24 protein-coding genes are annotated in these 21248 nt (G+C 65.5%); 11 read left to right on the top strand and 13 right to left on the bottom strand.

The annotated features are described in order from the left end of the window. Positions 1 to 79: 79 nt before the first annotated feature. Together O1Y97_RS01235 and O1Y97_RS01230 are read left to right on the top strand one after the other, a co-directional pair. The gene (locus O1Y97_RS01235; protein ID WP_318762806.1) at positions 80 to 604 is read left to right on the top strand and encodes a MarR family winged helix-turn-helix transcriptional regulator; all 525 of its coding nucleotides are present in this window, start codon (positions 80 to 82) and stop codon (positions 602 to 604) included. A gap of 90 nt (positions 605 to 694) precedes the next feature. After that, positions 695 to 1036: a DUF6616 family protein gene (locus O1Y97_RS01230; RefSeq protein WP_318762805.1), complete on the top strand. Its 342-nt coding sequence runs from the start codon at positions 695 to 697 to the stop codon at positions 1034 to 1036. Positions 1037 to 1093: 57 nt separating this feature from the next. On the opposite strand, the gene ybaL is transcribed toward O1Y97_RS01230, so the two are convergent. After that, positions 1094 to 2896, bottom strand: a complete 1803-nt coding sequence (ybaL, locus tag O1Y97_RS01225; RefSeq protein ID WP_108605586.1) for a YbaL family putative K(+) efflux transporter — start codon at positions 2894 to 2896, stop codon at positions 1094 to 1096. Between the two features lie 194 nt (positions 2897 to 3090). Then, on the bottom strand, positions 3091 to 3540 hold the full coding sequence (locus O1Y97_RS01220; RefSeq protein ID WP_108605585.1) for a baeRF12 domain-containing protein: 450 nt from the start codon (positions 3538 to 3540) through the stop codon (positions 3091 to 3093). Between the two features lie 260 nt (positions 3541 to 3800). On the opposite strand from O1Y97_RS01220, the gene O1Y97_RS01215 reads away from it, so the two are divergent. The 6 genes from O1Y97_RS01215 to O1Y97_RS01190 are packed head-to-tail and all read left to right on the top strand — an operon-like array spanning position 3801 to position 8706. Further along, positions 3801 to 3986 carry a hypothetical protein gene (locus O1Y97_RS01215; protein WP_159097856.1) on the top strand — a complete coding sequence of 62 codons (186 nt, stop codon included), beginning with the start codon at positions 3801 to 3803 and terminating at the stop codon, positions 3984 to 3986. Next, positions 3983 to 5434: a siroheme synthase CysG gene (cysG, locus tag O1Y97_RS01210; RefSeq protein WP_318762803.1), complete on the top strand. Its 1452-nt coding sequence runs from the start codon at positions 3983 to 3985 to the stop codon at positions 5432 to 5434. Before O1Y97_RS01215 ends, cysG begins: the two co-directional genes overlap by 4 nt. Continuing rightward, on the top strand, positions 5431 to 5736 hold the full coding sequence (locus O1Y97_RS01205; protein WP_108605583.1) for a DUF2849 domain-containing protein: 306 nt from the start codon (positions 5431 to 5433) through the stop codon (positions 5734 to 5736). Before cysG ends, O1Y97_RS01205 begins: the two co-directional genes overlap by 4 nt. A 16-nt stretch (positions 5737 to 5752) precedes the next feature. Beyond that, the gene (locus tag O1Y97_RS01200) at positions 5753 to 7423 is read left to right on the top strand and encodes a nitrite/sulfite reductase (RefSeq protein WP_183262999.1); all 1671 of its coding nucleotides are present in this window, start codon (positions 5753 to 5755) and stop codon (positions 7421 to 7423) included. After that, entirely contained in the window at positions 7398 to 8156 is a 759-nt protein-coding gene (locus O1Y97_RS01195) for a phosphoadenylyl-sulfate reductase (protein ID WP_183262998.1), read from the top strand. Before O1Y97_RS01200 ends, O1Y97_RS01195 begins: the two co-directional genes overlap by 26 nt. Before the next feature lie 10 nt (positions 8157 to 8166). Further along, positions 8167 to 8706: a DUF934 domain-containing protein gene (locus O1Y97_RS01190; RefSeq protein WP_108605580.1), complete on the top strand. Its 540-nt coding sequence runs from the start codon at positions 8167 to 8169 to the stop codon at positions 8704 to 8706. Between the two features lie 2 nt (positions 8707 to 8708). Here O1Y97_RS01190 and O1Y97_RS01185 read toward each other — a convergent pair whose 3' ends face one another. After that, the gene (locus tag O1Y97_RS01185; RefSeq protein ID WP_108605579.1) at positions 8709 to 8909 is read right to left on the bottom strand and encodes a hypothetical protein; all 201 of its coding nucleotides are present in this window, start codon (positions 8907 to 8909) and stop codon (positions 8709 to 8711) included. Between the two features lie 257 nt (positions 8910 to 9166). On the opposite strand from O1Y97_RS01185, the gene grpE reads away from it, so the two are divergent. The 3 genes from grpE (at position 9167) to O1Y97_RS01170 (ending at position 11922) form a co-directional block, all read left to right on the top strand. Continuing rightward, positions 9167 to 9799: a nucleotide exchange factor GrpE gene (gene grpE / locus O1Y97_RS01180; protein ID WP_108605578.1), complete on the top strand. Its 633-nt coding sequence runs from the start codon at positions 9167 to 9169 to the stop codon at positions 9797 to 9799. 121 nt (positions 9800 to 9920) lie between these two features. Next, positions 9921 to 10553: a trimeric intracellular cation channel family protein gene (locus O1Y97_RS01175; protein ID WP_108605577.1), complete on the top strand. Its 633-nt coding sequence runs from the start codon at positions 9921 to 9923 to the stop codon at positions 10551 to 10553. A 67-nt stretch (positions 10554 to 10620) separates the two neighbouring features. Next, on the top strand, positions 10621 to 11922 hold the full coding sequence (locus O1Y97_RS01170; protein ID WP_108605576.1) for an NAD(P)/FAD-dependent oxidoreductase: 1302 nt from the start codon (positions 10621 to 10623) through the stop codon (positions 11920 to 11922). Between the two features lie 54 nt (positions 11923 to 11976). Here O1Y97_RS01170 and O1Y97_RS01165 read toward each other — a convergent pair whose 3' ends face one another. The 10 genes from O1Y97_RS01165 to O1Y97_RS01120 form a co-directional block, all read right to left on the bottom strand. Next, on the bottom strand, positions 11977 to 12444 hold the full coding sequence (locus O1Y97_RS01165; RefSeq protein WP_108605575.1) for an SRPBCC family protein: 468 nt from the start codon (positions 12442 to 12444) through the stop codon (positions 11977 to 11979). A gap of 26 nt (positions 12445 to 12470) precedes the next feature. Next, positions 12471 to 12824, bottom strand: a complete 354-nt coding sequence (locus O1Y97_RS01160) for an MmcQ/YjbR family DNA-binding protein (RefSeq protein ID WP_108609558.1) — start codon at positions 12822 to 12824, stop codon at positions 12471 to 12473. 4 nt (positions 12825 to 12828) lie between these two features. Beyond that, positions 12829 to 13710, bottom strand: coding sequence for a GNAT family N-acetyltransferase (locus tag O1Y97_RS01155; protein ID WP_108605574.1), 882 nt, complete (start codon positions 13708 to 13710; stop codon positions 12829 to 12831). Positions 13711 to 13860: 150 nt separating this feature from the next. Next, on the bottom strand, positions 13861 to 16149 hold the full coding sequence (locus tag O1Y97_RS01150; protein WP_318762801.1) for a PAS domain-containing hybrid sensor histidine kinase/response regulator: 2289 nt from the start codon (positions 16147 to 16149) through the stop codon (positions 13861 to 13863). A gap of 91 nt (positions 16150 to 16240) precedes the next feature. Next, entirely contained in the window at positions 16241 to 16939 is a 699-nt protein-coding gene (locus O1Y97_RS01145) for an SH3 domain-containing protein (RefSeq protein ID WP_159091513.1), read from the bottom strand. Between the two features lie 355 nt (positions 16940 to 17294). Next, positions 17295 to 17786, bottom strand: coding sequence for a signal peptidase II (lspA, locus tag O1Y97_RS01140; protein ID WP_318762800.1), 492 nt, complete (start codon positions 17784 to 17786; stop codon positions 17295 to 17297). A 9-nt stretch (positions 17787 to 17795) separates the two neighbouring features. Next, positions 17796 to 18632: a TrmH family RNA methyltransferase gene (locus O1Y97_RS01135; protein WP_108605570.1), complete on the bottom strand. Its 837-nt coding sequence runs from the start codon at positions 18630 to 18632 to the stop codon at positions 17796 to 17798. Further along, positions 18629 to 19720, bottom strand: coding sequence for a class I SAM-dependent rRNA methyltransferase (locus tag O1Y97_RS01130; RefSeq protein ID WP_318762799.1), 1092 nt, complete (start codon positions 19718 to 19720; stop codon positions 18629 to 18631). The genes O1Y97_RS01135 and O1Y97_RS01130 overlap by 4 nt, the downstream gene beginning before the upstream one ends. A 159-nt stretch (positions 19721 to 19879) precedes the next feature. Continuing rightward, the gene (gene lhpI / locus O1Y97_RS01125) at positions 19880 to 20845 is read right to left on the bottom strand and encodes a bifunctional Delta(1)-pyrroline-2-carboxylate/Delta(1)-piperideine-2-carboxylate reductase (RefSeq protein WP_318762798.1); all 966 of its coding nucleotides are present in this window, start codon (positions 20843 to 20845) and stop codon (positions 19880 to 19882) included. Between the two features lie 39 nt (positions 20846 to 20884). Next, positions 20885 to 21214, bottom strand: coding sequence for a lipopolysaccharide assembly protein LapA domain-containing protein (locus O1Y97_RS01120; protein WP_108605567.1), 330 nt, complete (start codon positions 21212 to 21214; stop codon positions 20885 to 20887). Positions 21215 to 21248 lie beyond the last annotated feature (34 nt).

Below are 21248 nucleotides of genomic sequence, written 5' to 3'. Positions count from 1 at the left end.
ATCTCGCGTATTTCTGACTGTTGGGGCGAGGTCAGGCGCCGATTGACATATAGTACGGCGCCATACTATATGGCGACATATGACAATGCTTGAGCAAAAACACCTCGCTTTGCTGGACGAAGCCAAGCGCCGGGGCCAGCCCGAAACCGGCTTGCGGCTGTGCCTGGAAATTCTGGCGCTGTCGTCGGCGATCGACCGGGATTGTGCCGCACGCCTTGCCCCGCATCAGCTTTCCGAGGGCAAGTTCGTGCTGTTGTTCTTGCTGCACGATCGCCCCGAGGGGCTCTCGCCGCACGAGTTGGCCGAGCGCGCCGGCGTCACGCGCGCGACGATCACCGGGCTGCTCGACGGGCTCGAACGCGATGGTTTCCTTGCGCGCCATGCGGGTCTTGAGGACCGCCGCAAGGTCTCGGTGCGCCTCAGCGCCAAGGGACAGGCGGCGGCGCGTGTCCTGTTCGACGAGCATACCAAGTGGATCGCCACGCTGTTCGCCGGCTTCAGCGCCGACGACAGGCAGATGTTTGGCGATCTGCTGCGCCGTGTCTGGCAAAATCTCGATCCCACCGTGACACAGGCAAGCGCTCAAGCAGCCGAACCAGGCTGACCCGGCGTCCCACCGCCCCCATCAATCCCGCGTATGCCTGTGCGGCCGCATCCCGTGGCCGTGGGCAGCGCTTTATCCAAAGGAAACACCGTGGCGCACTATCTGGCCGAGCTCTATACCCCGAAACCCGCATGGCAGGCGCTCGAAGCCGCCGGGCGGCAGGCCTTCTTCGAGGCCATAGGTGCCGGCATGGCTGCCTTGTCGTCGCTTGGCGTCGAGGCCATCGCACTGGGCGAAACCGATGCCACCAAGATGCATCCTGCGCCGTATCGCTTCTTCGCCATCTGGAGGTTCCCCGACAATGCCGCGTTGGATGCGCTGTTGCAGGGCATCGCCGCATCGGGATGGCACGATTATTTCGACACGATCAATGCGTCCGGACCCGGCACCGATCTGCCCGGCCATCTCGCCCAGCTCGCCGCCAGCAGGTGAAGCTGATCATGCCGACACGGGGTCCGTCGGGCCTGATTGCTCGGACCCTCCGGCCGGTCAGGCCGCTACCGGCGCGCCTGGCTCCGGTTCGCCGGCCGGCGGCGTGCCGGCATTTGCCATCACCTGCTCGACGATCCCCCGCGCGATCTCGCGCTCGCCCATGATCACCTTGTCGGCACCAAGGCCGGTGAGGTGGTCGACCTCGGCGTCGGAATGGGCGCGTGCGATGATGACCATCGCGGGATTGGCGGCCTTGGCCTTGAGAATGATCTGGCCGGCCTCGAAGGCATTGGGGATGGCCAGGATCAGCCGCCTGGCCCCGGCGGCATTGGCGGAGGCGAAGACCTCGCCCTTGACCGCGTTGCCGGCGACAGTCTCGATCCCCTCGGCCTTGAGCCTGGCGATCGTCTTGTCCGCGTCCTCGATGACCAGGAACTCCATTCCGGCGGCCTTCAGGGACTGGCCGACGAGCGAGCCGACGCGGCCGTAGCCGATCAGGATCGTATGGCCGGTCAGCTTGGTCGGCGGCGGCGCGTCCTCGTCGTCCTTCACAGGCACGGTCGTCGTGGTCGCAACCTCGCCGGGTTCGGTCGCCGGGCCGATCGGAACGGCTTCGACCGCCTCGGGGATACCGGCGCGCTTTTCGAGCCATGGCTTCAGCCGCGCCGCGCCGGCAAAGGCGAGCGGATTGAGCACGATCGACAGGATGGCGCCGGCAAGGATCAGGTCCCGGCCCTGCTCGGGCAAGAGGTCGAGGCTGACGCCAAGACCGGCCAGCATGAAGGAGAACTCGCCGATCTGCGCCAGGCTCGCCGAAATGATGAGCGCCGTTGCGATCGGGTAGCCGAAGGCGATGACGATCAGGAAGGCAGCCACCGACTTGCCTATGAGAATGATGAACAGCGTGCCGAGGATCGGCCAGGTATTGCTGAGCAGGCTGGTCGGGTCGAACAGCATGCCGACCGAGACGAAGAACAGCACCGAGAAAGCGTCGCGCAACGGCAGCGTCTCTTCGGCCGCCTGGTGGCTGAGTTCGGACTCGCTCATCACCATGCCGGCGAAGAAGGCGCCAAGCGCCAGCGACACGCCGAACAGCTTGGCGGCACCGAAGGCGACGCCGAGCGCGATTGCCAGCACCGACAGGCGGAACAGCTCGCGCGAGCCGGTATGGGCGACGTAGTGCAGCAGCCACGGAATGATCCGCCGGCCGACGACCATCATCAGCACGACGAAGGCCGCGACCTTGGCAAGCGTGATGCCCAGCACGCCCCATACGCCGACGTCGAAGCCCAGCGCGAGGATGTTGGGCGCCTGCGATGCCTGCTGCTCGCCGCCGAGCACGCCGGCCAGCGCCGGCAACAGCACCAGCGCCAGCACCATCGCCAGGTCCTCGACGATCAGCCAGCCGACGGCGATGCGGCCGCGCTCGGTCTCGATCATGCGCCGCTCCTGCAGCGCGCGCAGAAGCACCACGGTAGAGGCGACCGACAACGCCAGGCCGAAGACGAGGCCCGCGCCCAGCGACCAGCCGAGCATCCAGGCGAGGCCGACGCCAAGTACCGTGGCAAAGGAAATCTGCACGACCGCCCCGGGCACCGCGATGGCGCGCACCGATAACAGGTCCTTGAGCGAGAAATGCAAGCCGACGCCGAACATCAGCAGGATGACGCCGATCTCGGCGAGTTCCAGTGCCAGCTCCTGGTCGGCGACGAAACCGGGCGTGTTCGGCCCGACCAGCACGCCGGCGATCAAATATCCGACGAGCGGAGGCACTCTGAAGCGGTTGGCGAGTGCGCCGAAGATGAATGCCAGCCCCAGACCGGCGACGATAGTAGCGATGAGGGGCGTGTCATGCGGCATTGTCCCGGCGGCACCTTTCGGAAAGTCAAAATTGTGTGGGGTGCGGCGGTGAAATCCGCTGCATTTCCAATATGGTGGACGCAGGTCAGCATGCGCAACCCTGTGCGGCCAAGAAACTTGGCTCGTGCCGAAAAAAAGTGCCGGCATCGCTGCCGGCACTCCTCGCCTGGTTGCTGGGGAACTACTTCTGCGGGTCAGGCTGCCATCAGGATCGTCTCGATGTCGGACACGCTGTGATTGGTCAGCGTCTTCGGAATTTCGGCTGAGACGCGCTCATCGACTTCCTTGTGCAGCTTCTTGCGCAGTTCGCCGAGCACCAGGGGCGGCGCCACCAGTACGATCTCCTGGAAATCGCCGGCATGGGCGAGCTTGTACAGGCGAGCTGCGATTTCGTCGGCGAAGCGCTCCTTGGCGACCCTGTGCCAATCGGTGTCGTCGACCGCGCTGCGATGGATCGAAGGGCCGTCGCTGTAGCGGCCGGGGCGATCGCTGCCCTGCTCGCGCGTCGGCGGGTTGTCCTGCTCCATCTCGCGCACGACCTCAAGGTTCGGATATTTGGTGTCGCCCTGGTTCTTCAGGAACAGCGCCTTTTCGCCATCTGCCACCAGCACCCAGATCCCGTGCTTCAGATTGATGTGCGTCATCTCGTGCTCCTTCTTGTCCGCACCGTCCCCGCTTGGTGAACGCGGGGGCGGCGGCACGGTTCCGAATGACGCGATGGCGGGAGAGGGCATCTGCCCGTAATTCTACTAATTTGGTAGAAATTAGGAAAAATGCGTTTCGGGGCATCATCGCCTTCCTTGCGAGCAAGCACTATGGATTGGCGATCTGTGCGGGCGGCACCTGGCCGCGGAGCCGGTGAATGCAAGCGATTACCGGGCTTCGCAGAGGCAGTCGGCTGCCAATGGCCGCAGCAGCGAGGCAGGGATTGAAATATCCTGGCATCGCCGCGGTGGAATATTTTTCTCCTCGGGCTGGGGCGCGGGCAAAAGCGATTGCCTCCCATCTCGACGCGCGCGAGTGCATTTCTTCTGCAGCGCAGCAATGGCGGCTAGAAATGACGGGTATTCCGGAAACCCTCGCGTCATGACTCAAGCCGCCGCCAAGTTGAACGCCTTCCCGATCTTCCTCAAGGTCGAAGGCGAAGCCGTGGTCATCGTCGGCGGTGGCGACGAGGCGCTGGCCAAGGCGCGGCTGCTCGGCCAGTCGAGCGCCGAAATCCGCATCATCGCCGATCATGTCGAGCCGCAGCTCCGCGACTGGATTGCCGCCAACGGCGCGACCCGTATTCACGCTGCCTATGACGCCTCGCTGATTGGTCGTGCCGTCATGGTCTTCGCCGCGACCGGCAACGAAGCGCTCGATCGCCGCATTTCCCAGGACGCACGCGAGCTCGGCATCGTCGTTAACGCGGTGGACCGTCCTGAACTCTGCGATTTCTTCACGCCCGCGCTCGTCAATCGTGCGCCGGTAGCCGTCGCCATCGGCACCGAAGGCGCAGGGCCGGTCCTCGCCCAGATGATCCGCGCTCGCATCGACCGCATGCTGTCGCCCCAGCTTGGCGCGCTGGCCACGCTGGGTGCCAGCTTCCGTGATTCCGTCGAGCGTTTGTTGCCCAAGGGCAATGTCCGCCGCGGCTTCTGGCGCGAGTTCTTTGAAGGCGTCCCCGCCCGGACGCTGGACAACGGTACCCTGGCCCAGGCGCATGACGCGGCGACCGAACTCCTGTTGCAGAACGGCGAAGCCAAGGGCCATGTCGCGCTCGTCGGTGGCGGCCCCGGTGCCGAGGACCTTTTGACCCTGCGCGCCCATCGCCTGCTGATGGAAGCCGACGTTATCGTCCACGATGCGCTGGTGCCCGAGGCGGTGATCTCTATGGGCCGCCGTGACGCAGAACGCCTGCCGGTCGGCAAGCGCAAGGGCTGCCATTCCAAGACCCAATCCGAGATCAACGACCTGCTGGTCGAACTGGCCCAGGCAGGCAAGCGCGTGGTGCGCCTCAAGTCGGGCGATCCGCTGGTCTTTGGCCGTGCCGGCGAAGAGATGCAGGCGATGCGCGATGCCGGCGTCTCCTACGAGGTCGTGCCGGGTGTCACCTCGGCCTTTGCCGCTGCCGCCGATTTCGAGCTGCCGCTGACGCTGCGCGGCGTCACCTCTTCGATGGTCTTCACCACCGGCCACGACCTCAAGGGCGGCTCGCTACCCGACTGGGCCAAGCTTGCCATCTCGGGCGCTACCGTTGCCGTCTATATGGGCCGCTCGGTCGCCGCCGATGTCGCCGGCCGGCTCATCGATGCCGGGCTGTCGCCCGACACGGCGGTTGCCGTCGTCGAGAATGCCAGCCTGAAGAACCGCCGCCGTTTCCATGGCACGCTCGCCGACCTGCCGTCGCTCGAAGCGCGCAGCGATCTCGATGGACCTGTCATGACCATCATCGGCGATGCGGTCGCCGGCGCCAATTTCGAACTTTCCGAGCCGCTGGCGGCACACAGGCACGAACAGGCCGCGCGTGCGGCGCTCGAAGGAAGCAGGGCATGAAGATCCTTACCGCCAACCGGCTGACCGACGGCGAGGCCGTATGGTTCGCAGCCGACGGCACCTGGGCCGAGACCATCGATGTCGCCGAGACCGTCGACGACAAGGCCGGCGAAGCCCGCCTCGAGGCGATCGGCAAGGCCGCCCACGACAACAACGAGGTGGTCGACGTCAACCTGATCGACGTGTCGCTGGTCGGCGGCACCATACGCCCCCTGAGGCTGCGCGAGGCGATCCGCGCCGCCGGCCCGACCAACCGCCTTGACCTTGGCAAGCAGGCCCGGCCCTCGGCCGGTGCCGCCTGAAGACCGGAAGACGACCATGTACCGTTACGACGAGTTCGACCATGATTTCGTGAAGGCCCGCGTCGCCGAATTCAGCGACCAGGTCGAGCGCCGCCTTGGTGGCGAGATCACCGAGGATCAGTTCCGGCCGCTGCGCCTGATGAACGGCGTCTATCTCCAGCTCCACGCCTACATGCTGCGCATCGCCGTGCCCTACGGCACGTTGAACTCGAAGCAGATGCGCATGCTCGGCCACGTCGCCCGCAAATACGACAAGGGCTACGGCCACTTCACCACGCGCCAGAACATCCAGTTCAACTGGCCGGCCCTGTCGGATATTCCGGCGATCCTCGCCGACCTCGCTTCGGTCGAGATGCACGCCATCCAGACCTCGGGCAACTGCATCCGCAACGTCACCGCCGACCACTTCGCCGGCGCTGCCGCCGACGAGGTTGCCGATCCGCGTCCCTATGCCGAGATCCTGCGCCAGTGGTCGTCGGTGCATCCGGAGTTCTCGTACCTGCCGCGCAAGTTCAAGATCGCGGTGACCGGTGCCGAGCGCGACCGCGCCGCCATCCAGACCCACGACATCGGCCTGCATCTCAAAAAAAACGACAAGGGCGAGCTTGGCTTCGCCGTCTATATCGGCGGCGGCCAGGGCCGTACGCCGATGGTCGCCAGGAAGATCCGCGACTTCCTGCCGGAGGAACACCTGCTGTCCTACACCACGGCGATCCTGCGCGTGTACAACCTGCACGGCCGCCGTGACAACAAGTACAAGGCGCGCATCAAGATCCTGGTCCACGAGACCGGCGTCGACGAGATCACGCGTCAGGTCGACGCCGAATGGCAGGCGCTGAAGGACGGCGAGCTCAAGCTGCCGGAAGCCGATGTCGCTGCGATCCAGGCCTATTTCGCGCCGCCGGCACTGGCGGCGCGGCCCGAGGGCGACGAAGCTGTCAAGCTGGCGCGGCTCGATTCCAAGAGTTTCGGCGACTGGATCGACCAGAACGTCTTCACCCACCGCAATCCTGATTATGCTGCCGTCACGATTTCGCTCAAGGGCATCGGCGAGGTGCCGGGCGACGCCACCGACAGCCAGATGGAGGCCGTCGCCGACATCGCCGAGAGGTACGGCTTCGACGAGATCCGCGTCAGCCACGAGCAGAACCTGATCCTGCCGCATGTCGCCCGCGCCGACCTCAAGGCGGTCTACGACGCGCTGGTGGCGATCGAGCTTGCCACCGCGAATTCGAACCTGATCAGCGACATCATCGCCTGCCCGGGCCTCGACTATTGCGCGCTGGCCAATGCCCGTTCGATCCCGGTAGCACAGGAAATCTCGAAGCGCTTCGCCTCGCTCGAGCGCCAGCGCGACATTGGCGAACTGAAGCTCAAGATCTCCGGCTGCATCAACGCCTGCGGCCACCACCATGTCGGCCATATCGGCATTCTCGGCGTCGAAAAGAAGGGCGCGGAGCTCTACCAGGTGACGCTCGGCGGTTCGGCCGACGAACATACGTCGGTCGGCGAGATCATCGGCCGCGGCTTCGGCCCGGAAGAGATCACCGACGCCATCGAGACGATCGTCGAGACCTATCTTGCGATCCGGCTCGACCGGTCGGAAAAGTTCCTCGACGCCTATCGCCGCATTGGCCCGGCGCCGTTCAAGGAGGCGCTTTATGCTAGCGAAGCCAAGGCAGCCTGACGCCGACATCGAAGCGCAGGTTCTGGCCGAAGCCGCATCGCTCGACGCGCTCTACGGCAATCTCTCGCCGCTGGAGATCATCGAGCGCACGGCCGTCGACCGCTTTGCCGGCGAAATTGCCGCCGTTTCCTCGTTCGGCGCGGATTCGGCGGTGCTGCTGCACCTGATCTCCGAAGTCGACCGCAACCTGCCGGTGATCTTCCTCGATACCGGCAAGCATTTCGGCGAAACGCTCGACTATCGCGACGCGCTGGCCGCCGATTTCGGCCTGACCGACATCCGGGTCATAACCCCCGACGAGGCGGCCCTGGCGCGCATCGACCCGACCGGCAATCTGCACCAGACCAGCACTGACGCCTGCTGCGACGTGCGCAAGGTCGAGCCGATGGCCCGCGGCGTCGAGCCCTTCAGTGCCTGGTTCACCGGCCGCAAGCGGTTCCAGGCGTCGACGCGCGCGGCCTTGCCGGTGATCGAGCAGATCGGCCCGCGCTTTCGCATCAATCCGCTGGCGCGCTGGACGACCTCGGATCTCGCTGACTACATGCGCAAGCATGCCTTGCGCGAGAACCCGCTGGTCGCCTACGGTTACCTGTCGATAGGCTGCTTCCCGTGCACCCAGCCGGTCAAGCCCGGCGAGGATGCCCGCAGCGGGCGCTGGGCAGGCCAGGGCAAGACCGAATGTGGTATACATCTCTCCGGCCTCGAACAGTCGCTGACCGACGCATCCCTCTAGGAATTCTGCAATGACCGACGTGACACCGGAGACCAAGACCCGCCTCTGGACCCCGGAGGGTTTCCGCGACGACGGCTGGATCCATGCCGAGGATGCCGGTGCCCTGGCCGGCAACAGCCGGGTCATCCTGTCGCTGCCCGCCTTCCTCGAACTCGATCCCCAGCAACGCGAGGCCGCCAAGGAGCGCATTGGCGTGCTGCTGCAGCCGGGTGACCAGTTGGAGTCGATCGTGGACCTGCTCGACCAGCTGTCGCTGGTGGCGCTTGCCTTTCCGGCCTTCAACGACGGACGTTCCTTCTCGAAGGCCGAACTGCTGCGCAGCCGCCACGGCTTCGATGGTGCCGTTCGTGCGACCGGCCAGGTATTGATTGATCAGTTGCCGCATATGCTGAGGGTGGGCTTCGACGAGTTCGAGGTGTCGCATCCGGTGCTGCTGAAGCGGCTTGAAGCGGGGCAGGTCGGCGGCTTGCCGTTGCACTATCAGCCCGCGACGAAGCCGGCGGACAAGGGTGCCGGCTATTCATGGCGACGGGTGCAGGCCAAAGCCTGAATCTAGGGTTTTGGATGAGGTTGCGTCCGCTCAGCCGCTTCCAGCCTGTCGAGCAGGCGGCGAAGCTTTTGTGGCAGATCGTCCTCAGCCTGGAATGCCGGCAACGCTTCCAGAACGCGCAGATTGCTTTCCGTGGCCAGTTCGCCTCGGATGTTGGTCGCCAACTTGGCTGTTGCGATTTTGTTGATGCGTCTGCTCGGCATGGCAAAGGACCTGTTCCTTCCTCGGCAAAACTCCTGCCAAATGCAAATGGTTCCCGAATCGATCGCCCGCCATGGCAATGGTCGGCCTCTATGGTAAAACTTGAATTAACATTGAAGTATGGGGGCTTGCCGGACCGCCGCTCGGGGCGGCGAAAGGGCGCGGCATCGCGCCCGGCGGCCCTTGCCCCTTGATTTTTGGCCCCCGAACCTCGATATCGGGCGCAACTTCCAACGTATCCGAATAACGGGAATTGGCGATGAGCGACCAGGCAAAAGACGAACGCGCGCCCGACGAGACGGCGGCTGTCGAGGCCCAGGCCGAAAAGATCGAGGGCGGCGTCGATGGCGATTATGAAGCCGTCGTGCGGCTGCTGAAAGAAAACGAGGAACTGAAGGACCGCGCCCTGCGCACGGTTGCCGAGATGGAGAACCTGCGCCGCCGCACCGCGCGCGACGTTCAGGATGCCCGTGCCTATTCGGTGGCCAACTTCGCCCGCGACATGCTTTCGGTTTCCGACAATCTGCGCCGCGCCATCGAAGCGGTTTCCGATGAGGCCAAGGCTGCCGGTGGCGCGGGCCTCGCAAGCCTCATCGAAGGCGTCGAGGTGACCGAGCGTGCCATGCTGACGGCCCTGGAACGCCATGGCGTGCGCAAGCTCGACCCGCAGGGCGAGAAGTTCGATCCCAATTTCCACCAGGCGATGTTCGAGGTGCCCAACCCCGACGTGCCGGCCAATACGGTCGTGCAGGTCGTGCAGTCCGGCTACACCATCGGTGATCGCGTGCTGCGTCCGGCCATGGTCGGTGTCGCCAAGGGCGGCCCCAAGCATGTCGCCGAGGCTCCGGCGGAGCCCGGCCCGGTCAACGAGCAGGCCGAGAAGGACGCGTAGGCAGCGAATAGCGAATAGGGAGTAGCGAATAGGGAATTGGCGGGTAATGTGGCTGTAAAGCCGGGGTGCCTGCAATGCTCTTCTTTTATTCGCTACTCACTACTGCCTATTCGCTCCCTTCATGAATCCGCTGCTCTACCTCGACTATGCCGGCGTGGCGGTGTTTGCCGCCACGGGCGCGCTTGCCGCCTCGCGCAAAGAGCTCGATGTCATCGGCTTCCTGTTCCTGGCGAGTTTCACCGGAATCGGCGGCGGAACGGTCCGCGACGTCATCCTTGGCTTGCCGGTTTTCTGGGTGGTCAACCCGGCCTATGTGCTGGTCTGCGCCGCGATCGCGGTGCTTGTCTTCTTCACCGCTCATCTTGTCGAATCCCGCTACAAGCTGCTGCTCTGGCTCGATGCCCTGGGCATGGCCGCCTATGCCGCCATCGGTGCGGCGAAAGGCCTGGAAGCCACCGGCTCGCCGACGGTTGCCATCATCATGGGCATGCTGACGGCGACCTTTGGCGGCATCCTGCGCGACCTGCTCGCCGGCGAGCCGTCGGTTCTGCTCAAGCCCGAGATCTATGTCTCGGCGGCGATGGTGGGGGCAGGCATCTACACGCTGGCCGAGCTCGCCGACCTGCCGCCCGAGGTGTCGGCGGTCGTCGCCTTTGTCGCCGCCTTCATGGTGCGTGGCGGTGCGCTGAAATTCGGCTGGACCTTCCCGGCCTACCGCAGCCGCCCTGGGCGGAGGCCGGAAGACATTCCATGATCTTCGGAGCTATACCTGCCCGCGAGGCTGGCTCTACTATGCCTAGGGAAGGCAGAGGACAGCATCCATGCAGCATCGAGTAGTGGTCGTCGGCGCGGGCTTCGGCGGTCTGGAAGTCGTCAAGGCGCTGGCCGGCGCGCCTGTCGGCATCACCCTCATCGACCGGCGCAACCATCACCTGTTTCAGCCTCTGCTCTATCAGGTGGCCACCGCCTCGCTGGCGACATCGGAGATTGCCTGGCCGATCCGCTCGGTGGTGCGGGACAGGCCCGAGGTTACGACGGTGCTGGCGAATGTGACGGGCGTCGATGCCGCGCGCCGGCACGTGTTGCTCCAGGACGGCAAGACGGTGCCCTACGACACGCTGGTGCTGGCGCCCGGCGCCCGCCACGCCTATTTCGGCCATGACGAATGGGAGCCTTTCGCACTTGGCCTGAAGACCCTCGAGGATGCAACGACCATCCGGCGGCGCATACTGATGGCGTTCGAGCAGGCCGAGCGCGAGACCGACCCAACTAGGCAGGCGGCGTTGCTGACCTTCGTCATCGTTGGCGCCGGTCCAACCGGCGTGGAAATGGCCGGAACGATCGCCGAGCTGGCGCGGGACACGCTGCGGCGGGAGTTTCGCAACATCGACACCGCCAGGGCCCGCGTCGTGCTGATCGAGGCCGGACCGCGGGTGCTGGCAGGCTTTCCCGACGATCTCTCGGACTACGCCCTTCGTTCGCTGCGCAAGCTCGGCGTCGAGGTCGAGCTCGGTCGCGCGGTTTCCGACTGCACGGCTGACAGCGTCGCCTATGGCGACGTTCGCCTGGCCACCAGAACCATCATCTGGGCCGCCGGCGTGCGGGCCTCGCCCGCCGCCGAGTGGCTGGATGCGCCGGCCGACAGGGCAGGGCGCCTCGAGGTGATGCCCGACCTGACGGTGCCCGGTCATCCCGACATTTTCGCCATTGGCGACGTGGTGACGGTGGTAGGCCCGACCGGCAAGCCCGTTCCGGGCATTGCGCCTGCCGCCAAGCAGGAGGGCAAGCATGTCGCCGGCATCATCAAGGCACGGCTGGGTGGCAAGATCGAGCCTATGCCCTTCCACTATCGCCACCAGGGAAGCCTTGCCCAGATCGGCAAACGGCGCGCGGTGATCGACTTCGGCCGCCTCAAGCTGCGTGGCGCATTGGCGTGGTGGCTATGGGGTGCCGCCCATATCTACTTCCTCATCGGCTCGCGCGCCCGGTTGAGCGTGGCGATCAACTGGCTCTGGATTCACGCCCGCAACCAGCGGAGCGCGCGGCTGATCACCCAGGGCGAGGCCGCCGACCTGTCGCTCGGCAAGCAGGCCGAGCCGCCCGGGCCCGGCAGGATTAGCTGATACTGCCCGCGCCGATCATGGACCATGCCACAGTTCGCCAGCCGGGTTCCCGTCCTACGTTTCGGTGAAAGCGGCGAGGTTTTCGAGCGAAGAGGCGATGCCCTCGCGATGGTCGTCCTCGCCGATTCCAGGCGGCACGTCCTCGCACCGGACAGTGACATTGGTGCCTCCTTCGACAGGCTCCAGCGTGGTCACGATCCGCATGGTCCCTGCGAAGGCCGGGTCATCCGATTCGAACGCGATGACCTCGACGACGTGCCTGTTGGGCACCAGCTCGACGAAACGGCCCTCGAAGACGTCGGCGCTGTCGGTGGTTTTCCCGTGTCCCCCACCGTCCTCGTAGATGAAAGTCATGCGAAAGGCGCCGCCTTCGCGTGGTTCGAAGGCCAGGATTTCGGCCCGCATGCCCTTTGGCGGGCGCCAGCTTGCCACGGCCTCCGGGTCCACCAGCGCACGATAGATGGCCGCTGGCGGAGCCTTGATGATCCTCGAGCCGGTGTCGGTCCGCCGGGTGTAAGTCATGATTCTTCCTCCGTCTCCCCGGCCGCTCAGCCTATCGCTTGCCGCGCCTTGACCAGGCTTTTGGGAGCCTGCATCAGCCAGGCGCGTTCGAGGCGTGTCTTGAGCTGGTCGAGCGGGATGTCGTGGATGCGCACCAGCATTGCCGGCCAGCCCTTGTAGTGGGCGGTCTCGAAATAGAGATGCGGATCGGCCTCCATCAGCATCTCCTTCTCTTCCAGCGCACACATCACCGCGACCGTGTCGGCATCCTTGACGCGGCAGAGGAATTTCTTGCGGACGTGAAGAGACGGTGTGCCGTAGGACGTGCCCTCAACCACCTCCGCCAGCCCCTCGGCCGCTGCGCGCAGCTTGTCGAAGGCGGGCTGGAGGTTGTCGGCCATGATGCTAAGCGGCGAAGCGCTGCGTTTCCCCGCCATAGTAATTGATGTAGCGGGTGCCGATTTCCTTGACCGGCATGACGACAAAGACGTCGACGGTACCGAAATCATGGTCGATGACGCAGCCGTCGCCGATCTTGGCACCGACGCGCAGATAGCCCTTGACCAGCGGCGGCATGGCCGAGATCGCCGCCTTGGCATTGACCGCCTCGATCGGCATCAGGTCCATCTGGCAATAGCGCCCGGCCACCGCGCGCACATCCCAGTCGGCGCTGGTGCGGCAGTGATGGGCGAGATAGGTCAGCGCCTCGGCATGTGCCGCCGGCACCGTGCCGTGGAACGAGGCGCAGCCGGTCATGACGTCGATGTCGTAGCGGTTGAGATAGGCCCAGATGCCCTGCCACAACGCCTCGATGGTCCGCTTCGAGCGGTATTCCGGCAGCACGCAGGAGCGGCCGAGTTCCAGGAAGCGCTGGCCGGGATGGCGGGCGATCAGCTTATTGAGCTCGAATTCGTCGTCGGAGTAGAAGCCGCCGGCTTCGGTAGCGCGCTCCTGGCGCAACAGGCGATAGGTACCGACGATACGACGATGCTCGGGGCCGTTGATCGAGGTGTCGAAGACGAGAAGATGGTCGCAAATGTCGTCGAACCGGTCGGCATCGCGTCGGTCGATCGAGTGCAGCGCCTGCTTCCTTGCACCGAGTTCGTCGAAGAACACGCGATAGCGCACTTCCTGGGCCGCCGCGATCTCTGATTCGTTGCGGGCGAGGCGAACCTCCAGTGTTCCGATCCGTCCGAGCGGCGCTTCAGGCAACAGAGGTTTGGAAGGCACGGTCACCTTGGCGCCATTGGCTTTCTGAGTGTCACTGTCCGGCAAGGCTGTATGCACGGGTGATTCTCCTTCGAGCCATCCCTCCTGGCGCGGGGATACGGTGTCGGTGCTACAGGATTGTGACAGTATCGTGATCGACCCGCCCGGGCAAGACTTGGTCGGGCGGCAAGAGAGCCTAGCCGGCTAGGAAAATCAGGCAGTTGTAGTTCAGGCTGCCGCCCGTTGCTCGACAAGGTTGATCAGTACGTCGGGGTCGAGTGGCTTGGTGACAAAGCCACTGGCGCCATGGGCAAGCACGGCATGGCGGGTCTTTTCCTGGCTGTCGGCCGACAGGACGAGGATCGGCACCGCGGCAAGGCCATGCTGTTCTTCATGCCTGCGGATGGCCGAAATCGCGTCCAGCCCGTCCATCACCGGCATGTGCATGTCCATCAGCACGACGTCATAGCGGCGCTTGCGGGCGGCCCCCGTCACGGCTTCGACGGCGGCCTTGCCGTTGCTGACGACGTCGACCCGGTGACCCGCCTTCAACAATGCCGCACGGGCCAGCATGGCATTGATCTCGTTATCTTCGGCGATCAGCACCGAAAGCCCCTGCAGGTGGCGGCTCGCGGCCGGCTTTGCCGCGGCGCGGCGGCTGGTCGGCTGCGGCTGCAGTCCATTTTGGTTCGCCAAGAGCACACGGAGCAAGGTCTCGGCGCGCACCGGCCTGGCAAGGAAGGTCGAGTAGCCGCTGGCGCGCAATTCGCCCAGCAGGCCGCGGTCGGTAGGCGCAATCAGCGTCACGGCCTCGCTCGCCGCGAAGCCGTTCTCGCGCAATTGCCTGAGCACCCGGCCGTCGTTTTCTTCCATCGCCGCATCGACGAGGATCGCATTGCAGCCGTCGGAAATGGCGGCTGCCTGCTCCGGGGTGACGACGACATTGGCGCGACCGCCATGGGCGCGGATGGTGTCGGCGATCGCTTCGGCCTCGGTGGCGTTCCTGGACAGGATCACGGTGCAGCGGCCGGCCAGGACATCGGTCTTGGCCGGCGTTCCGTCGGTGGCGCCATAGGCGGGCAGGTCGAAGAAGAACTCCGAGCCTTCGCCGGGCATGCTCCTGGCGGCGATAGTGCCGCCCATCGACATGACCAGCCGCTTGGAGATGGCAAGACCGAGGCCGGCGCCGCCATGCGAGCGGGTGGAGGTGCCGTCGCCCTGCTCGAACTCCTCGAAGATGCGCTCCATGTCCTCGGCGCGCAGGCCGGCACCGGTGTCGGTGACAGTGAAGCGGATCCTGCCGGGGTGTTCGTCGCCGGTCCGCTCGACCGTGAGGCGCACGCCCCCGGCGTCGGTGAACTTGATGGCGTTGCCGATCAGGTTGAGCAGCACCTGGCGCACGCGGCCGGGATCGGCGGTGATCATCTGCGGCACGTCGGGTGCGACGTGGCAGCCAAGGCCGATGCCCTTGCCGTAGGCGCGCGCGGCCAGCAGTTCGACCACGTTGTCGGCGATCTCGCGCGGCGACATCGGCTGCGGCTCTGGGTCGAACCGGCCGGCCTCGATCTTGGAATAGTCGAGCAGGTCCTCGATCAGCGCGAGCAGGGCGCTTGCCGATGTCGAGATTGCGCCGACATAGGTGCGCTGCTCGGGCGAAAGCTCGGTGTCGTGGAGCAGCTTCGCCATGCCCATGATTCCGTTCATCGGCGTACGGATTTCGTGGCTGACGGTGGCGAGGAAGCGTGACTTGGCCTGGCTCGCATATTCGGCGCGCTCGCGTGCGCTGATCAGCGCCGTTTCGGCGCGCTTGCGGGCGGTGATGTCGCGGGCGATGGCCCGGTGCGACACGGCGTTGCTGGTCTTGTCGCGCACCGACAGCTCTATCCACGAGAACCAGCGCACCATGCCCGCCGAGCGGATGCCGACATCGGTGGAGCTCAGGCACTCCCCCTCCGAGAAGGCGGCATCCGGCACCACGCCGACATCGACGCCGATTTCAGACAGGGTGCGGCCGGCGAGGTCGCGCTGGTCCTGCCCGATAAGCTCGGCGAACACCTTGTTGGCGTAGACGATGCGGCCGTCGCGGTCGCGGTGCACGACCAGGTCGCCGAGCGCGTCGATGAGACCGCGGAAACGCTCCTCGCTTTCCTGCAACTCCCACATGCGGTCGGCGAGCGTTTCGATCTCGGCGCGGCTGCGCGAGGCGTTTTCGCTGATCGCTTCCGCGGCACGTTCACGCTCGCCCAGACTACGGGCGAGCAGCACCAGACCGCTGAGGCCGGCCGCAAGCAGGCCGATGCTGATGAACGCTGGCGCACCAGTCAGGTGGGAAAGGCCGGCAAGGACGAGCACGGCGACCAGGGTGGTGAAGTAGAGGCCGCGCGGCGGCTCCTTCAGCAGTTCCGGCGCCAGCGGTGGCGGCGAGATGATGCGACGGTGCGATATCGCGGCGCCGGCGCCGATATCGGCGGCACCTTGCGTCGTCGTTCCTTCCGCGGTCTCGGAATCCGTCATCATGGCGGAATGCTAGCGCGGAGAGCTTAGGGAAGATTTGGGCGGATAGTTCGAATTTTAGCGGTCGCGCGCTTTTTGGCTGTGACCGTGAGAACTACTGGACGTAGCTCTTGTAGACGTAGCCGCGCTTGCCGTTGAAAACGATTTCGCACCATTGCGTGCACGAGACCACTTCGACGGCGGTCTTGGCGGGTATGACGCCCAGGACCGCGCCACCTTTCTGGGGCTTGGCGCGCATGTTCACCGAGCGTTTGACCGTGCCGCCGCGCGTGCCCTCGGTAGTCTTTATCTCGGCCTGGAGCGCCTTGACGGCTGAGGTCTCGCCGGGATCGGTCTCGGCGTGGGTTTCGGCCAGCGCGAGTGGTGCGGTTTCGCTGAGATCCCTTGCGATCACCTTTTCGGCGCCGGGGATTGCCGGCATCGCCTCGAGCGGCTGGGTCGCGCCTGCGGCCACGACCTGCGCCCAGCGCGGATCGGCCGCCAGCGGCATGTCGGACGCTTCCGACGCGGACGCTTCCGAAACCAGGATCGAACTGCGCGAGGTGGCAACCCGCTCCTTGCGGCCGGTTGGTTCGGCTGTAATGGTTGTAATCTTTTCTTTTGCCGGCTCGGCAGCGGCCTGCTGGATCTCCTGCACCGCGTCGACGGACTGCTGGCCCATATGCGGGAGGATGAACAATGCAGAGACGGCGGTGACGCTCATCAGCGCGGTCATGGCCAGGACGCCGCAGACCAGGCCACGGTTAGGCGCGTTCTCGCGCCACGAGGCGGTCTCGGTCTTTGTGAACATCATAGCGGAGCGCGGCTGATTCGCTGCGCCCAACCCGAAGGGCATTTTCACAAGCAACTCTCCACTCAGGCCCCAAGCGCTCGCAATATCGAGCGTCCCCACCTGTCGTTTCGACCCGCAAATCTTCGCCACGTGGCCGCAAGACAGTTTAGGCGGTGCCTTTCGGCCCGTCCGCCGAACGCACCATGATCACCGATTGTGGCAGAGCTTGGACCCGATTGCGACCTTCGTCAAAAAATTCTTAACCGCTAAATGAAGTCTGTGGGAAAATTCCGTCTAACTTCACGTAGAGATAACTGAACGTAAGACAACTTGATCCGGCCCGGATTCGGTCCGGATTGGCGGTGCGACGGCAGAATTAATCGTCGGATGGGGCCGCCTGGTGGCGGCTGCGCCGCCACGCCAGGAACTCGTCGAGCACGACCAGTGCTGCGCCGACCGAAATGAAAACGTCGGCAAGATTGAAGATGGCGAACGACCACACCGGCGTGTGGAACAGGATGTAGTCGATGACGTGGCCGTAGACGGTGCGGTCGATCAGATTGCCCAGTGCCCCGCCGACGATCAGCGCGAAACCGAAGCGGGAAATGATCTGCGCCGGGGTCGTGCGGATGGCCAGGTAGCTCACGAAGGCGATGACGATGCCGGTCAGCACGATGAGGCCGGTATCGCCGACGTTTGAGAACATCGAAAAGGCGATGCCCGGATTGTAGGTGCGGTAGAGCGCCAGGAACGGCAGCACGTCCACTTTCTCGTGCATGACGAGCATTGTCTCGACGAGCAGCTTGATCCACTGGTCGAGTGCGACGGCGAGTATCGTCACGAGCCCATAGAATGCGGCTGGCTTCACATGGGGCTCCTAAAGCTTCAGGGCGTTGCGCCGGATCTCGAACAGCATGACGCCGGTGGCCACCGCCAGGTTGAGCGAATCGGCGCGGCCCGCTTGCGGGATGCGCAGCAGCTTGTCGCAGCCATTGGCCAGATTGTCGGGCAGGCCCTGCTGCTCGTTGCCCATCATCAGGAGCACCGGGCGGTTGCCGAAATCGACGGAACGATAGTCGACCGCGCCCTTGAGGTGTGTGCCGGCGACGGTACCGGGGAAATCCTTGCGCCAGGCGAGGAAGCCCTCGGGGGTGGTCTTGGCGACCGGCACGGCAAAGATCGACCCCATCGTCGCGCGCACGGTTTCGAGCGAGAACGGGTCGGTGGTTTCGCCGACCAGGATCACGCCCTTGGCGCCGACGGCATCGACGGTGCGGATGACGGTGCCGAGATTTCCCGGGTCGCGGACCCGGTCCAGAGCCACCCAGACGTCATTGCTGTGCGGGCGAATGTCCTTGAGCGGCACGAAGCGCTGCGTGAACACGCCGACCACCGCCTGCGGATTGTCGCGCCGGGTGATCGCCGTAAGCACCTTTTCGGAGACCTCGAGCACGTCGCCGCCCAAGGCGACGGTGCGCGCCGCGACTTTCTCGACGGCCTGGTTGCCCAGCGCCGACTTGGCGAAGATCAGCGTCTTGATCGTCCAGCCGAGATCGAGCGCGTCGATGACCAGCTTCAGGCCTTCGGCCATGAAGGCGTTCTGCTGGTCGCGGAATTTCTTGAGCGCCAGGGCCTTGATGTCCTTGACCAGCGGATTGGCCAGGCTCGTCACTTCCTTGACGCGGCCGGGCGCCCCGGTGCGGTGTTCGCTCATTGGGCTACCCAGCGCGAGAAAAGCGATGTGGACAGGGCTCGGCCGGCCGACTTCTCGCGGATGACCAGTTCGCCTGATTCGATGGTGCCGCCCATGCCGGCGAAGGTGTCGCGCATCAGGGCATGGATGGCGAAGAACGAGGCGCGGATCGAATAGGCCGTCAGCACCACTGCCAGCGGCTTCGGCGTCAGGATCGAGCGGCAGATGTCGGTCATGGCGGGCAAGCTCTCGAACAGTTGCCACACCTCGCCCTTGGGGCCGCGGCCATAGGCCGGCGGATCGAACAGGATGATGTCGTAGCGGCTGCCGCGGCGCTCCTCGCGCTCGACGAATTTCATCGCGTCCTCGCAGATCCAGCGGATCGGCTTGTTGGCGAGGCCTGCCATCTCCTGGTTCTCGCGGGCCCAGCCGATGGCCTTCTTGGAGGCGTCGACATGGGTGACCTCGGCGCCGGCGCGTGCCGCGACCAGCGAGGCCACACCGGTGTAGCCGAACAGGTTGAGCACCTTGACCGGGCGTTTGGCGTCCTCGATCAACCGCGCCATGTGGTCCCAGTGCCTCGCCTGCTCGGGAAACACGCCGACATGGCGGAACGAGGTGAAGCGGCCCTGATAGTGCAGTCCGTCATGGCGCATCGGCCAGGTCTCGCCGAGCGGTGCCTTCGGGAAACGCCAGCGGCCGAGCCCTTCTTCGTCGGTGTCGCCGGTGAAGACGGCGTCGGCGCGCTCCCATTCCTTGGCCGGCAGCGCACGCTGCCAGATCGCCTGGCCCTCGGGCCGGACGATGCGATAGGGGCCGTATTGTTCGAGCTTCTCGCCGTCGCCGCTGTCGAGCAGGGCATAATCGTCGTTGGGCGCGACTTCGAGGATCAGCGGCAGGCGTTCGGCCGGCAAGGCGCCTTCGCGGCGCACCAGCTTGCGCGGTTCCGCCTTCGGCTCCGGCTGATGGTCCTGTCTTGGAGCCGGGCGCTGCTGCTCCGGCTTGCGTTCCGGCCGTTCGACGCGGTCGCGCGCCTGCGCGGGTGCGGCACTGCCCTTGCGGGAGGGCTGCGGGCGGCTGTCGCGGCGTTTGTCACGCGGGTGCTTCAAGGAAAAATCTCTCCGGACGGTTGGCCGCTTTTGACACAGGGCACCGCACGCCGCAACCTGACGGGAGGTCGCGCGCCCGGACAGGACGATTTCCGGCAGGGCCGTAGCTGCGCGTTCTGCAGCAGAAAGCCAGCTATGTGATCGCCAGGGTTCGCGGGGCTATGCCTTAAGCGCCTTATAGACGGCGATGCCGGCGGCGAGGTCCTCGAGTGCGGCGCCCACCGACTTGAACAAGGTGATCTCGTCCGCCGACTGGCGGGCCGGCTTCTGGTCGCGGGCGAGTTCGTGCAGGTCGGCGACGATGTCGTCGGCCTTGAGCACGCCCGCGGCAATCGGCTGGACGATGTCGCCGGCTTCCTTGGTGGCGCCGGCGCGGGTGTCGACATAGACACGGGCCTTGGCGATTGCGTCGTCGTCGGCCTCGCGCATGCCCGGCGTGAAGCCGCCGACGAGGTCGACATGCGCTCCCGGCTTGAGCTTGGCGCCCTTCACCAACGGCACCGTCGAGATCGTGCCGGCGGTGATGATGTCGGCCCATCCGAGTTCGGCGTCGAGATCCGATACGGCTTTCGCCTCAAAACCGTCGCCGCGCAGCGAGGCGGCAAGCTTCTCGGCGTTGGCAAGTGTCCGGTTCCAGACGCGGATCTCCTTGATCGGCCGCACCGCGGCATGGGCGCGGGCAAGGAACTGGCACTGCGCGCCGGCGCCGATCACCAGCAGCTTCGAGGCATCCTCGCGCGCTAGGTAGCTTGCTGCCAGCGCGGAGGCGCAGGCCGTGCGCCATTGCGTCAGGCGCGGACCATCCATCAGCGCCTGCGGTTCGCCGGTGACCCCGTCGAGCAGCAGGTAGAGCCCGACTACGGCGGGCTTGGCGATGTCGTTGTTGTCGGGCGAGACGGTGACGATCTTGACGCCGATATGGCCCTCGGCGGCAGCATCCGGTGCCTTGAAGTCGGTCCAGGCGGGCATCAGCAGCAGCGTCGAATCGGTGCCTTGGGCACGCTCGACGGTGTGATGGTGGCGCACCGGCTGCACCGCGCCCTCGCGGAAGGCGGTGCGCAATGTCTCGACCAATCCGGGAAAGGTCAGCGCCCGGTCGATGTCGCCGGCCGAAAAGTGCAGCATGGAATTCTCCTTGAAAAGGCGCTCACGCGCCGGAGCGGATCAGTTGGGGCGCGGCAGGGCCGGGCCTTGAGCAACCGGAGGCCGCTGGGCCGCTGCCTGGCGCAGGCTTTCGGCTTCGAGACCGCGCTGGCGCGCCACCTTGCGGTAGCGGCCCTGCTTGAACCAGGTCACCGCGCCGCCGAGGATGACGCCGAGCGCCAACGCCAGGAACAGCAGCACGAACAGCGGTGCCTGCACCGTCAGCGCCGGGTTGCCCGGGTTGAACGGATCGAGCGTGAAGGCGGTAGGGGCGCGGTTGGCCACGGCGAGTGCTATGAGCACGATCGCCACCGGCACGAACACCACGATGAGCATGAAGCGATTGAACATGAATCTTCCCGTTTGAGCCCCCGGGGCGGCCGCA

This window comes from Aminobacter niigataensis, from assembly GCF_946995915.1.
Classification (GTDB): domain Bacteria; phylum Pseudomonadota; class Alphaproteobacteria; order Rhizobiales; family Rhizobiaceae; genus Aminobacter; species Aminobacter niigataensis.
This window is presented reverse-complemented; position numbering and strand designations above follow the sequence as displayed.

Coding starts and splice junctions, on each gene's coding strand:
- O1Y97_RS01190 (WP_108605580.1), top strand. CDS start 8,167: ATGACCGACGTGACACCGGAGACCAAGACCCGCCTCTGGACCCCGGAG.
- O1Y97_RS01205 (WP_108605583.1), top strand. CDS start 5,431: ATGAAGATCCTTACCGCCAACCGGCTGACCGACGGCGAGGCCGTATGG.
- O1Y97_RS01160 (WP_108609558.1), bottom strand. CDS start 12,824: ATGGCCGACAACCTCCAGCCCGCCTTCGACAAGCTGCGCGCAGCGGCC.
- O1Y97_RS01145 (WP_159091513.1), bottom strand. CDS start 16,939: ATGATGTTCACAAAGACCGAGACCGCCTCGTGGCGCGAGAACGCGCCT.
- O1Y97_RS01170 (WP_108605576.1), top strand. CDS start 10,621: ATGCAGCATCGAGTAGTGGTCGTCGGCGCGGGCTTCGGCGGTCTGGAA.
- O1Y97_RS01235 (WP_318762806.1), top strand. CDS start 80: ATGACAATGCTTGAGCAAAAACACCTCGCTTTGCTGGACGAAGCCAAG.
- O1Y97_RS01150 (WP_318762801.1), bottom strand. CDS start 16,149: ATGATGACGGATTCCGAGACCGCGGAAGGAACGACGACGCAAGGTGCC.
- O1Y97_RS01200 (WP_183262999.1), top strand. CDS start 5,753: ATGTACCGTTACGACGAGTTCGACCATGATTTCGTGAAGGCCCGCGTC.
- O1Y97_RS01120 (WP_108605567.1), bottom strand. CDS start 21,214: ATGTTCAATCGCTTCATGCTCATCGTGGTGTTCGTGCCGGTGGCGATC.
- O1Y97_RS01165 (WP_108605575.1), bottom strand. CDS start 12,444: ATGACTTACACCCGGCGGACCGACACCGGCTCGAGGATCATCAAGGCT.
- ybaL (WP_108605586.1), bottom strand. CDS start 2,896: ATGCCGCATGACACGCCCCTCATCGCTACTATCGTCGCCGGTCTGGGG.
- cysG (WP_318762803.1), top strand. CDS start 3,983: ATGACTCAAGCCGCCGCCAAGTTGAACGCCTTCCCGATCTTCCTCAAG.
- grpE (WP_108605578.1), top strand. CDS start 9,167: ATGAGCGACCAGGCAAAAGACGAACGCGCGCCCGACGAGACGGCGGCT.
- O1Y97_RS01135 (WP_108605570.1), bottom strand. CDS start 18,632: ATGAGCGAACACCGCACCGGGGCGCCCGGCCGCGTCAAGGAAGTGACG.
- O1Y97_RS01220 (WP_108605585.1), bottom strand. CDS start 3,540: ATGACGCACATCAATCTGAAGCACGGGATCTGGGTGCTGGTGGCAGAT.
- lhpI (WP_318762798.1), bottom strand. CDS start 20,845: ATGCTGCACTTTTCGGCCGGCGACATCGACCGGGCGCTGACCTTTCCC.
- O1Y97_RS01185 (WP_108605579.1), bottom strand. CDS start 8,909: ATGCCGAGCAGACGCATCAACAAAATCGCAACAGCCAAGTTGGCGACC.
- O1Y97_RS01195 (WP_183262998.1), top strand. CDS start 7,398: ATGCTAGCGAAGCCAAGGCAGCCTGACGCCGACATCGAAGCGCAGGTT.
- O1Y97_RS01175 (WP_108605577.1), top strand. CDS start 9,921: ATGAATCCGCTGCTCTACCTCGACTATGCCGGCGTGGCGGTGTTTGCC.
- O1Y97_RS01215 (WP_159097856.1), top strand. CDS start 3,801: ATGGCCGCAGCAGCGAGGCAGGGATTGAAATATCCTGGCATCGCCGCG.